The 12,391-nt window shown below is 36.8% G+C and carries 11 protein-coding genes and 1 tRNA gene; 11 read left to right on the forward strand and 1 reads right to left on the reverse strand.

The annotated features are described in order from the left end of the window. Positions 1-19: 19 nt before the first annotated feature. From mltC to RHO12_06675, 9 genes are all read left to right on the forward strand, one after another. On the forward strand, positions 20-1,099 hold the full coding sequence (gene mltC, locus RHO12_06635; protein ID WVD65071.1) for a membrane-bound lytic murein transglycosylase MltC: 1,080 nt from the start codon (positions 20-22) through the stop codon (positions 1,097-1,099). A 137-nt stretch (positions 1,100-1,236) separates the two neighbouring features. Continuing rightward, a complete protein-coding gene (gene trmA / locus RHO12_06640) occupies positions 1,237-2,340 on the forward strand; it encodes a tRNA (uridine(54)-C5)-methyltransferase TrmA (protein WVD65072.1) in 1,104 nt (367 codons plus the stop codon). A gap of 256 nt (positions 2,341-2,596) precedes the next feature. After that, positions 2,597-3,286 (forward strand): heavy metal response regulator transcription factor, encoded by a 690-nt coding sequence (locus RHO12_06645; GenBank protein WVD65073.1) that lies wholly within the window; start codon positions 2,597-2,599, stop codon positions 3,284-3,286. Further along, entirely contained in the window at positions 3,261-4,709 is a 1,449-nt protein-coding gene (locus RHO12_06650; GenBank protein WVD65074.1) for a heavy metal sensor histidine kinase, read from the forward strand. The genes RHO12_06645 and RHO12_06650 overlap by 26 nt, the downstream gene beginning before the upstream one ends. 146 nt (positions 4,710-4,855) lie before the next feature. Then, positions 4,856-7,477: a transglycosylase domain-containing protein gene (locus RHO12_06655; protein ID WVD65075.1), complete on the forward strand. Its 2,622-nt coding sequence runs from the start codon at positions 4,856-4,858 to the stop codon at positions 7,475-7,477. Positions 7,478-7,519: 42 nt separating this feature from the next. Continuing rightward, a complete protein-coding gene (gene rsmD / locus RHO12_06660; protein WVD65076.1) occupies positions 7,520-8,083 on the forward strand; it encodes a 16S rRNA (guanine(966)-N(2))-methyltransferase RsmD in 564 nt (187 codons plus the stop codon). Continuing rightward, positions 8,083-8,346, forward strand: coding sequence for a DUF1145 domain-containing protein (locus RHO12_06665; protein ID WVD65077.1), 264 nt, complete (start codon positions 8,083-8,085; stop codon positions 8,344-8,346). The genes rsmD and RHO12_06665 overlap by 1 nt, the downstream gene beginning before the upstream one ends. A gap of 69 nt (positions 8,347-8,415) precedes the next feature. Then, positions 8,416-8,491, forward strand: a tRNA-Gly gene (locus tag RHO12_06670). A gap of 246 nt (positions 8,492-8,737) precedes the next feature. Next, positions 8,738-9,715, forward strand: coding sequence for an integrase arm-type DNA-binding domain-containing protein (locus RHO12_06675; GenBank protein ID WVD65078.1), 978 nt, complete (start codon positions 8,738-8,740; stop codon positions 9,713-9,715). Here RHO12_06675 and RHO12_06680 read toward each other — a convergent pair. Further along, positions 9,680-10,833, reverse strand: a protein-coding gene (locus tag RHO12_06680; protein ID WVD65079.1) for an IS3 family transposase whose coding sequence is annotated in 2 segments (ribosomal slippage) — positions 9,680-10,587 and positions 10,587-10,833 — 1,155 coding nt in all. Because the reading frame shifts where the segments join, the coding sequence is not laid out codon by codon here. The two genes, RHO12_06675 and RHO12_06680, sit on opposite strands and share 36 nt — an antisense overlap. A gap of 483 nt (positions 10,834-11,316) precedes the next feature. Between RHO12_06680 and RHO12_06685 the strand changes: the two genes are divergently transcribed. Both RHO12_06685 and RHO12_06690 read left to right on the forward strand, forming a co-directional pair. Further along, on the forward strand, positions 11,317-11,646 hold the full coding sequence (locus RHO12_06685) for an MFS transporter (GenBank protein WVD65080.1): 330 nt from the start codon (positions 11,317-11,319) through the stop codon (positions 11,644-11,646). A gap of 468 nt (positions 11,647-12,114) precedes the next feature. Next, entirely contained in the window at positions 12,115-12,327 is a 213-nt protein-coding gene (locus tag RHO12_06690; protein WVD65081.1) for a Flp family type IVb pilin, read from the forward strand. The last annotated feature ends 64 nt before the right edge of the window (positions 12,328-12,391 follow it).

A 12,391-nucleotide genomic window follows, 5' to 3' on the forward strand; every position in this document is an offset into this window, starting at 1 on the left:
ATTATGGATGTTTAATTTGATGACAACAAAAATAGTTTATTTCAAAATATTAAGTTTATGTACGGCAGTTAGCCTGCTAAGTGCATGTTCTGGTGGGTCAGGAGATTATTATCAATCCCCTCCGGTCTATGTAAAAGATACCAATGCATTTAATATACTTATTAACCAATACGCTAATAATATTGAGCAAATTTGGGGATCACAAGAGATACTAATCGCTGGACCAAAAGATTATGTTCAATATAGCGATGATTTGCAAACTCGGGTCCATATTAACTTTGTCTCAGGTAAAATTACGGTCGAGACACTATCAGACGATCCTATAACGCAATTAACGCAAGCTGTTGTAACGACAATTTTAATGTCGGAACCGGAAGATATTATTAAGCAATCACAATCGAATATTGATGTTACAAAAGAACCTTTTCTGTACCAACAAATTGTTGACGAAGCGGGTCAACCTATTCGTTGGCAATGGCGAGCTGTTCATTTTGCACAATATCTTATTGATAATCAGTTAAAAATTCGAATGTCGGGCAATAAACAGATCAATTACCTGACTCTTAATTTAGTCCCTGATCATGTAAACGAACGCGCACATAAATTTATGCCATTAGTGCAAGAATGGGCAGCTAAATATCATCTAGACGAAAGATTAATTTTAGCGATTATGGAAGTAGAATCTAATTTTAACCCATATGCGGTTAGTCGTAGCGATGCGTTAGGCCTAATGCAAGTACAACAGCATACAGCTGGAAGAGATCTTTATAAACGTTGGGGTAAACATGGTGAGCCAAGCCGAACATTCTTACTTGAACCTCGTAACAATATTAATTTAGGCAGTGCGTATTTAGCACTTATTCGTGATAACTACCTAGCCGGAATTAATAACCCTATTTCGATGCGATATGCAATTATTACTGCTTATAATGGTGGCGCGGGTAGCGTGCTTATGACTTTTTCAAAGGACAGAAAGCAAGCAGTAAATATTATTAACTCGTTAACACCAGAGCAAGTGTATAATAAGTTAACCTCTTCGCATGCCTCACAAGAGTCGCGAAAATATTTAATAAAAGTAAACGGTATTTTGACCAAATAGCAAGAAGATAATGCACTGCTTTGATTTGAACGATGAGCAAAAATAATCAATCATCGTCTAGTTAACCGATATAGTTATAAACATCTGACTAGACGATAAAATACTTATATGACAATATTCAAATTATAATAAATAATATGACAACACCTTTACCCGAAAATGAATATCAATTTTTACTTGATAAAAAAGTACAACACATTACCACTCTATTTGGTGAATTTTCATTACCACCATTGGACATCTTCCCATCACCTAGCCGCCATTATCGTATGCGCGCTGAATTTAGGATCTGGCATAATAAGGAAGAGTTATACCATGTGATGTATGATCCTTATACGCAAAAACGAATTCGAGTTGATAGTTTTCCTATCGCATCAAAGCTTATTAATTTAGCAATGCAAGCAATTGTTCCATTACTAAAATCAAGCGAAATATTACGAGATAAATTATTTCAAATTGATTACTTGTCAACATTGAGTAATCAATTGCTTATTACGCTAATTTATCATCGTAAATTAAATGAAGATTGGCTTATCGCGGCAAAAAATTTAAAACAAAACTTAACTAATCAAGGCATCGATGTTCATATTGTTGGCAGAGCATCAAATCAAAAAATTTGCTTAGACCAAGATTACATCGATGAACGGCTCAATATACTCAATCATATTTATACGTATCGCCAAGTCGAAAATAGCTTCACTCAACCAAATGCTAAAATTAATATCGATATGCTATCTTGGGCAATAAATGTAACTAAAGAAATATCTGGTGACTTGTTAGAACTTTACTGTGGTAATGGTAATTTTTCGATTGCTTTAGCACAAAATTTTAATAAAGTTTTAGCTACCGAGATAGCTAAAGCATCGGTTAAAGCCGCTCAATACAATATAACTGTGAATACTATTAATAATGTTAAGATTGCAAGATTGTCCGCAGAAGAGCTTACCGATGCAATGAAGGGTGTTCGAAAATTCAAGCGGTTAGATGGTATCGATTTAGCGGACTATCAATTTAGTACTATTTTAGTTGATCCTCCTCGCAGCGGTCTCGATAAGAATACTCTCGAGATGATAATAAAATATCAAACAATTATTTACATTTCTTGTAATCCGCTGACGTTAAAAGATAATTTATCCTTTATTTGTAAAACACATAAAATCGGCCAACTCGCTATTTTCGATCAATTCCCTTATACAGACCACCTAGAAATAGGTTTAGTTCTATCTAAAAAAGACGAGTGATAATGGTACGTTAAATTGAAATTACAAAATTTAAATAAAAAAGACCTAACCGAAGCTAGGCCTGCAGTAAATTGCAAGGAATAGATGAAAAGGAAATGGTAAAACAGTAACGCAAGAATAACCGCTTCTCTTCGACGAAAAGATGACATTAAAATGACAAATCAGTCATTATTATTTAATGAATAATTTTCGTTTGATTAATGTATTATATATGGTACCGAAACAATAAAATAAACCATCGTAAAATGGAGTGAAAATGAAATTACTCGTTGTTGAGGATGAAGTAAAAACAGGAGAATACCTTCGGCAAGGATTAGTCGAGTCAGGCTTTATTGTTGATCTTACTAACAACGGATTAGATGGTTACCATCGAGCAATGACCGAAGAATATGATCTAATTGTATTAGATGTCATGCTACCAGATATTAGTGGTTGGAAAATAGTTCAATCTTTACGAGAAGCGGGTAAAGACACCCAAATCATTCTACTCAGCGCTATGGGTAGTGTTGAAGATAAAGTCCGAGGCTTCAATCTTGGGGCGGATGATTATTTAGTAAAACCATTTTCATTTGCAGAATTACTTGCTCGAATTAAATCCTTATTAAGGCGAAATGTCCCACAAGTCAATATGCATCAATTAAGCATTGTAGATCTCGTAATGGATTTACCTAAACGAACGGTAATGCGTAATAAGAAACGAATCGATTTAACCAATAAAGAATTCTTACTTTTAGAATACTTTTTACGTTATCAAGGAGAAGTGTTACCTCGTTCACTTATTGCTTCACAAGTTTGGGACATGAATTTCGATAGCGATACTAACGTTATTGATGTGGCCATACGCCGATTGAGAAATAAAATTGATGCTAATTTTGAACCAAAACTAATTCATACAATCCGTGGAATGGGTTATAAACTTGATGTTATCGCAGAAGAAGAATTATAGCTCTAAGCTTTCTTCCCTAACCGTAATTAAAATGCCGCTTATTGTGTGTTTATCCACATGTGCATTACTTTATACGCTAAGCTATTTTATAGAAAACTCATTCGAAAAGTATACTGTCTCTCAAAATATCGTAGAGCTAAACTCAGTGATCGATTCTGTTGAACGAGAATTATCCTATTATGATTCAAATAAAGGGCGTAACGAATTAATTCCAAATATCTTACTGATTTTAACTAGCCACTCTCAGCTATTTATTGATATCTCTGATGAAAAAAATAATACGGTATACAAAACACGCGGACCTGATTTACCGCAAATAATTAAGAAAATAAATATAGATGAGATTATTACAAACGATAGTACAACCGTTTGGAACTCAGGTCATCACTCATATCAAATAGGTGCGGCAAAAGCGGTGACTGCCGATAATAAGGAATATCGAATAATCGTTGCTATCAGTCGAAATTTACAATTAGAATTTAATCAGCGATTACATAATGGCTTGTTAATGCTGATTATGATTGCTTGCATCATCGTTCCATTAGGTACTCTTTATACTACCTACTTAACACAAAAGCCAATTAACCGATTAATCAAAAAAATTAGTTCAATTAACGCCAAAAGCCTAAATGAGCGTATCCCTAGATCTTTCGTACCAAATAAGTATAGTAGCTTAGTTGATGCATTTAATGAAATGATCTCAAGAATGGATTCAATTTTTCAACGACAGCATGACTTCACCGCAGATATTGCGCATGAAATGCGTACACCAATTACTAACTTGACGACGCAAACCCAAATTGCGCTAAGCAGTGCAAGAACAGCGGTAGAATATAAAGAAATCCTCTACTCTAATTTAGAAGAGTTTGAACGTTTGTCGCAAATTATTACTGACATGCTATTTTTAGCTCAAGCAGACAATAAACAACTCATCCCACAACTAACTGAAATTAATCTAGCAAGTGTCTATATAACCATGTTTGACTATTATGAATATTTAAGTGAAGAGAAAAATATCACACTTAAGCTTGAAGGTCATTGTCCGCCAATTCTTGGCGATCATTTAATGATAAGACGGGCAATCAGCAATCTACTATCAAATGCAATTAGACATACACAAAATGGCGGAACAATTACCGTTACACTAAGCAGAATAAACAATAAATTTGTAAAAGTAGTCACCTCAAACCCAGGGAAAGTAATTGAAGCAAAGCATTTACCATTACTTTTTGACCGTTTCTATCGAACTGACGAATCGCGTCAACGTAATAATGAAGGAACAACGGGAACAGGGATTGGGCTTGCGATTGTAAAATCAATTGTAGAAGCACATAAAGGTGAAATTACCGTTGAGTCAGATACAAATTCAACTCGGTTGATCATGCTGTTCCCTATTTTATTAAAAAATAAAAAATTATCATAGGCAAAAAATTAGGTTATTCAGCGCGTAAGTTGTTATATAATAAAAACAGTATAGTGACCTTAATTTGCTACTGCACTATTTTCTAAACTTTTTATGAAAATATTTTTATAATGTAGCAAATTGCAATGATTTAATTGGGAAGCCCTGTGAAGTTTTTAAAAGTTCTTAAATTTATACTAAAATTTAGTACTGGTTGTATTCTGTCTGGTATGGTCATTGTTATGGTAGGTTACTTTTATTATTCAAAAGACCTGCCTGATGTATTACAATTGAAAGATGTTCGGTTGCAAACACCAATGCAAATTTTAAGTAGTGATGGAGAACTGATTGCTACATTTGGTGAACGGCGCAGGATGCCATTAAAATATGATGATATTCCCCCTGTTGTGCTCAATGCTGTCATTGCCACTGAAGATTCTCGCTTTTATGAACACTATGGTATAGATCCTATCGGCATTTTGCGCTCGGTATATATTGGACTTAAACAGGGCGGATTTTCACAAGGCGGCAGTACCATTACCCAACAAGTCGCAAAAAATTTCTTCCTAACCCCAGAAAAAAGCCTTGGTCGAAAAATTAGAGAGATGATTCTAGCTATTCGTATAGAAAAAGAACTATCGAAAGAAGAAATCATTGTGCTGTACCTAAATATGATTAATTTTGGCTCTAGAGCTTATGGTATTGGCTCCGCGGCTTACACATTCTTTGGTAAAGATGCGAGCGAACTGACACTAAGCGAGGCGGCACTTTTAGCTGGCTTGCCGAACGCGCCATCTGCTTATAACCCTATCTCCTATCCAGAAAGAGCATTATCTAGACGAAATTGGGTACTTCATAGAATGTTTGAGCAAGGTCTTATCACTGATGAACAATATAAAAATGCCACCATTGAACCATTAGGTGTCAAATATTATGTACCTAAGATTGCGTTTTCGGCACCTTATGTTGCAGAAATGGCAAGACAGTTTATGTATGATAAGTTTGGCGAAAAAGCTTATACAGATGGCTACAAGGTCTATACCACTATTTCAAAGCTTGATCAAATCGCGGCAACTGATGCCATTCGAGATAATATTCTCAAATATGATATGCGTCACGGCTACCACGGCCCTGAAAAAATATTATGGAAATCTAATGAAAAAGCCTGGGACGAAACGCAAATCCTATCCGCTCTAAATCGTTATATGTGTTATAGCGAGATCTGCCCTGCTGTGGTCATAAAATCAAACCAAGATGAAGCTACTGCTATATTGTCAAATGGTAATAAAATTACTATCAATTTTGATGGTGTAAAATGGGCAAGACCATACATTAATGATAACCTTCAAGGCAAACTACCGACTACGGTATCTTCTGTAATTAGTGCAGGTCAACAAATCTGGGTTAAGAAACAAAACGAACAATGGGAATTAAGTCAAATACCAATCATTAATGGTTCATTAATATCTATTAATGCTGATAACGGCCAAATAAAAGCGTTGGTAGGTGGATTCAATTACAATATAAGTAAATTTAACCGTGCGACGCAAGCGATTAGGCAAATTGGTTCGACAATCAAGCCTTTTATTTATACAGCAGCATTAGATAAGGGTCTCACAATGTCAACCATACTCAATGATGCGCCAATTATGCGCAGCAATGCAGGTAGTGATGTTTGGCGACCGAAAAACTCCCCAGCGGTTTATCAAGGACCACTGCGCTTGCGTGTTGGACTTAGCACATCTAAAAACGTCATGATGGTTAGAACATTAAGGGCCATAGGTGTCGACTATGCCGCAGATTATCTCGAACGTTTTGGTTTTCCTAGAGAAAATATTTCACGCCATGAATCGCTAGCTTTAGGCTCTGCTTCATTTACGCCATTGCAAGTTGCTAGAGCCTACTCCGTCTTGGCGAATGGTGGCTATTTAATAACACCCTATTTAATTGATAGAATAGAATATAGCGAAGGTGGTATTATCTATCAACATTCGCCAGAAATTGCTTGTTCTAATTGTCTTGATGACAGAAATGAAAAACCAAGTAACAAAGTCGCTAATTTGGATAATGTTGAAAATGCGCTAGACTCATCCGGAACAGATGAACCAGAACAATCTAAACTAAAAGCTGATGACAACATATTATTACCCGATCCGAGCATTTCGTTTGAAGGATTAATTAATCAAAATGGCAGTAATGTCCGCCCATTAGATAAAAATAGTGGCGTCATTTATGCCCCTCATGTTATTAGTAGCGAAATAGCCTTTATTATAAAAGATGCGCTAAAATCGACTGTATGGGGGGATCCAAATGGTTTATGGAGTGGTACCGCTTGGCGGACCAAATCGTTAGGAAGAAAAGATATTGGAGGTAAAACAGGAACAACAAATGCCTCAAAAGATGTTTGGTTTGCAGGTTTTGGTGCAAATATCGTTACCACCGTTTGGCTTGGGTTTGATGATCATAGGCGAGAACTTGGTAAAGCGAGACGAGATACGCTTAATGATAATTCCTATATCGCAACTGAAGGAGGCGCTGTGACAGCAAATCCACTTTGGAACGATTATATGAAAGCTGCATTGCAAGATATTCCAGAACAGCAAGAAACTAAACCTTCATCAGTGGTATCGATTTTAATCGATAAGAAAACAGGCTTACTTGCCCCACAGCCAGGAACGGATGCAATTATGGAGTATTTTATCCTCGGAACCGAACCAACAAAATACCCAACCCAAGAAGTCGGCACAAAAGTTACCGACGATCAAGGCAATACATATGAATTGTTTTAGAATGCAAGTTTAAAGTAAGGTAAAATAGAAGATACCCGATTTATGAATGGATTTATTAGAATTATTGGTGGGAAGTGGCGTGGACGTAAGTTATCAGTATTAAATAGTGAAGGCTTGCGTCCGACTACGGATAGAGTAAAGGAAACGCTATTTAACTGGTTAATGCCAGTTATTGCTGAATCCTCTTGCTTAGATTGCTTTTCAGGCAGTGGCTCTTTAGCGTTTGAAGCACTTTCAAGAGGTGCTGCACACGCACTACTAATAGAAAAAAATAAGTCCACAGCAATTCAACTGACAAAAAATAAGCAGCTCCTACAGGCATCAAATTGCCATATTATTAATTCAGATACGTTAAACTGGTTAAAACAAACTGCAAATCAACAATTTGATATTATCTTTATAGATCCACCGTTTTATCAACAATTAGTGCCACACATAATAATCCTTATTGAGCAAAATAATTGGATTAAACCAGGTGCTTATATCTATATTGAAACAGAAAAAAACGGTTTACAATCAAGCCATATTCCCGCGACTTGGCAACTTCATCGCGAAAAAATTACCGGTCAAGTCCAATCATATTTATTTATAAGCGAGCAAGTATAATGTTTATCCTTATTGGCAAAGCTATTTATCTTTTTATTTGGTGTTTCTTATTATTTAATCTTATTTACCCTTACCCAAAACCGGCAAATCTAATTGCCTATTTAGCGTTAGCGACCTTTGTTATTGTCCATGGTCTACAAACTTGGTTATTAAGTTCAACATTGAGTAGTCAGGAAAAATCACGAGATCGTTTTAAAGTACTACGAGTGTTCATATTTGGCGCTTTTGAAGCATTAAGCTGGAAACAAAAAAAGAACAAATAGCAAAAAATACTTGCTAGAAAAAACATTTTTTGTATAATGATTGCCTCTTCTTAGGAAGAGTGCTTAAATGCGGGAATAGCTCAGTTGGTAGAGCGCAACCTTGCCAAGGTTGAGGTCGCGAGTTCGAACCTCGTTTCCCGCTCCAGTTCAAAATTTATAATCTTTTATAATCAAGCACTTAGCGGTGTTTTCTCTTTTAAAATCAGTCATTAAGCCTTGTTTTGTACTCCATTAAAGGGTACTGACGTGTACTGAAATCCACTCTTAAGTGGTACATCCAAAGGTACATCGAAATAAACAAGTGGTACTTTGGATTGTTGACTGACTTTTAGTTCTATCTCCTAATAATTGGAATCTCCTTTTTTCTATTTTGCTGTTGAGGAGATTGTCTATGGCTTTGTCTGATGCCTTAGTTAAACATTGTAAACCTAAAGTAAAAGCTTATACCTTGAAAAATATTGAGGGGTTGGCATTGTTTGTGTCGCCTTCGGGGTGTAAGTCGTGGCATTTTCGTTTTACGTTGCAGGGAAAGCGGCAACGCATTTCGTTAGGGGTGTATCCTGAGATGGGGCTTGCTGAAGCAAGGCTACGTTGCGAAACTAATCGTTCGTTGGTTAAGCAGGGGTTATCGCCTGTTTGTATGTCTGTTGCTGATGAGTTATCGGTCTCTAAATCGAATGCTGTTGATAACTCAGTTCTGGCGAATAGTGGTTCTTTAGATTCAACGGTATCTTCGGTGGAGTCATTTGCTGCCTTTAGTGTACGTTGGAAGTTGTTTAAGTTTCGTAAGTTGGGGTTGGATAAGCGGGATAAACGACAAAGTACCGCCGTACAAATTGAGCGGTATTTGGGGAAGGATATGTTGCCTGTGCTGGGTGGGTTAGCAATGGATAAAATTGGTAAGGCGGATGTGCTTAAAGTATTACGAGGTATTGAAGCACGTGGCGCGTTGTCTATTGCGGAGAAGTGCCGTGGTTGGTTGTTTGAGTTGTTTCAGCATGCGCAGGCGGAGGGGTTGATTGGTAGTAATCCAGCGGCGGAGATGACGGTGTTGGCTCTACCGAAAAATCCAACGCAGCATAATCCGTTTTTACGACAGGAGGAGTTACCAGCTTTTTTGGTAAGACTGGCTGATTATCAGGGTGCGATTCAAACGCGATTGGGGATTTATCTGTTGTTGTTAACGGGGGTGCGTACGGGTGAGTTACGCCAAGCTAGGCCTGAGCAGTTTGATTTGGATAAGGGGTTGTGGTGTATTCCTGCGGAGCAGGTAAAGCAGTTGCAACGTTCAGTCAGGCATAATGGCAGTATTCCACTGATCCTCGCCAAAATATTAGACAGTGCTCGCCTCTATAAATGTGTTATTTAAGTAGTACTGATTTTCATATTGTTCTGGCGATATCCAACCATTAGCTGAATGGCGACGAACCCGATTATAATAGATTTCAATATATTCAAATAGTGCTTTATTTGCCTGCTCCCGTGTTTTGTAATAACAATCATGAATAATATGTGCTTTTAAGGTATGAAAGAAACTTTCTGCAACCGCATTATCCCAGCAATTACCGGTTCGGCTCATGCTTTGTTTAAGTCCGTTTAGTAATATTAATCGTTTAAAATCCGCACTGCAATATTGACTTCCTCTGTCACTATGGAGCAAAACACCTTTTGGAAACTGGCGACGGAATAAGGCATTTTTGAGTGTATTACAGACTAAATGCCTATCAATACGGTGACTCGTTTGCCGACCAATTACTTTTCGCCCGAATAAATCAATAATCACACAGAGGTATAGCCAGCCTTCACCGGTTTTGATATACGTGATATCGGTCACCCAAACGTTATTAGGTTTATCCGGATTAAACTGCCTGTCTAAGGTATTTGGCGCCACATCATGAGATAGCTTTGGCGCAGCCCGATAGTTAAATTTACGTGTAGCCTTACTCCGCAAGCCTAATTTTTGTAATACTCGACTGACCGTTCTCTCTGACACATTATAGCCCTTATCCCTGATATCGTGCACTAAGCTTGGTGCGCCCAAACGGGCTTTATGCCACCAATAAAGTGTCTTGATGTTATCAATTAGTCCGTTTGATTTGGGCTCACGTCTGAGCCAAGCATAGTAACCTGACACGCTAATATTTAACTGACGACAGATTAACGGCACTGAATAGGATGATAAGTGTTGCTTCATGTACTTGTACTTCACCGACTTGGATGGTTGATGAAGTACACATGCGCCTTTTTTAGGATTTCATTCGCCATTTTGAGCTCTTTTACCTCTTTTTCTAGGGCGATAATTTTTTGCTGCTCAATGGTGAGCTCTCGACGACTGGTTTTATTTGGCGCTAGCAGCCTTATCCACTTATCAAGGGTCGATTTACCTATACCTAAATGGTTGGCCAGCTCAGTTATTGAAAGGTGAGCGTTAGACAGCGCATAATCGACCGATTGCTGTTTGAACTCGGTACTGAATTTTTTGACCATGATATGTTCTCCTCTGATTTTTATTTATATCATAGAGGTGGCATTTGTCCACTTTTTTGGCGAGGATCACTCACTAGTTTTTGGTATATGTATATACGCCTTAGGAGTAACTCCTGACATTTTTTTGAAAAAATATACAAAAGCACTGCCACTGCTAAAACCGAGGTTATTTGCTATGGATGATATATTGCTCCGTTCAGATAATAGCTCTATAGATTTGAGAAAACGCCACTGTTGTCGCCATTGCTGATAAGTTAACCCCGTTTCCCTCATAAAAATTCTGCTAATAGCTTTTTCACTTGCACCCACAGTAATACAAAATTCTTTCAATGGTGGCAGAAGTTCATTTACCGAAAAATTTAGTAAACGACGTTCAGTCGGGAGTCTTAATATTACTGGTTCACGTTGTGGTTGTGGTTGTGGTTGTGCTACGTTTATTTCATACTCAGCCCTGCCTTGATTTATATTGCTCAAGATTTTAATGTGAGCACTGAAGAGGCATCAAAAATACTATCCTTTTATTTTTTTGCCTTTGCTATTGGTGTTGTATTCTGGGGGCGAATTTGCGATTTATCAGGAAGGCGGTTTGCCATAATTGCTGGTTTACTACTGTATGACTTAGCTTCCATGATTGCATTGTATAGTCGGTATTTTGAGGAGTTACTATTAGCTAGAATGTTGACCGCTTTTGGCGCAGCCGTTGGTTCTATAGTAGATTGGGCTTTTTCTGATAAACCTGATTCTCAACTTACAGTAATGGCATTAAACATGACAATACAAAGACAAAAAGGAAATAGCCCGCCAATTTGGTGATACCATGCCGTCAAACAGGTTTTGGTAAGAAACGGATATCAACATAATGTCTTTTTTACTTCCTTGTGAAAATCATATCATAATGGTCAGATAAAATTCGTTTAAACGACGAACTAAATTTTGATTAAAATCAACTTATTTATCAGGATAGCACAATATTAATCTTTAATATTTTATAAAGAGTTGTTTTATTAACGGCGCATTAAAAACACTAAACCGGTAACCTCTTTGACGTAATTGAATATAACTATTTGAGTTTAATTATAAAAAAATATTTAATAATAAAGCCAACTAAAAGTGATAATTTTCATATATAACTATCATCAATTAATAATGATTTATTAATAAGGTTTCATCTATTGAATCAGCATATATTGGCCGATAGAATCGATTTTAAGTTAATGCGCTTGAGCATTGATTTCAGTGAAGAAAATGAATTAATAAATCTTATTGTAGAAAGGAGTAAAAATGAAATTATCTAATTCTATCCGTAAATTTGCACAAAAATTTGTAAAAAATGAAGCTGGTGTTACTGCAATTGAATATGCAATTGTCGCAGCAGGCGTTGCCGCCGTCGTCATGGTTATTTTCAAACCAGATAGCTCTGGGGCCGTTTATGAAATGCTAAGAAGGGTCTTCACTCTTTTATCAAATACTTTAGTTGACGTTATTAATGGCTAAAGGTCCTGCTATTAGCGATTAATAAAAATTATTGCTAAACCTTGATATTTTAGATTACTCACAT

It is taken from the genome of Orbaceae bacterium lpD02 (assembly GCA_036251875.1).
Lineage (GTDB): Bacteria > Pseudomonadota > Gammaproteobacteria > Enterobacterales > Orbaceae > Orbus > Orbus sturtevantii.

What these genes read in the sequence shown, in the direction of transcription:
- rsmD (WVD65076.1), top strand. Translation starts at nt 7,520, where the DNA reads ATGAATGGATTTATTAGAATTATTGGTGGGAAGTGGCGTGGACGTAAG.
- trmA (WVD65072.1), top strand. Translation starts at nt 1,237, where the DNA reads ATGACAACACCTTTACCCGAAAATGAATATCAATTTTTACTTGATAAA.
- mltC (WVD65071.1), top strand. Translation starts at nt 20, where the DNA reads ATGACAACAAAAATAGTTTATTTCAAAATATTAAGTTTATGTACGGCA.
- RHO12_06650 (WVD65074.1), top strand. Translation starts at nt 3,261, where the DNA reads ATGTTATCGCAGAAGAAGAATTATAGCTCTAAGCTTTCTTCCCTAACC.
- RHO12_06645 (WVD65073.1), top strand. Translation starts at nt 2,597, where the DNA reads ATGAAATTACTCGTTGTTGAGGATGAAGTAAAAACAGGAGAATACCTT.
- RHO12_06675 (WVD65078.1), top strand. Translation starts at nt 8,738, where the DNA reads ATGGCTTTGTCTGATGCCTTAGTTAAACATTGTAAACCTAAAGTAAAA.
- RHO12_06690 (WVD65081.1), top strand. Translation starts at nt 12,115, where the DNA reads ATGAAATTATCTAATTCTATCCGTAAATTTGCACAAAAATTTGTAAAA.
- RHO12_06665 (WVD65077.1), top strand. Translation starts at nt 8,083, where the DNA reads ATGTTTATCCTTATTGGCAAAGCTATTTATCTTTTTATTTGGTGTTTC.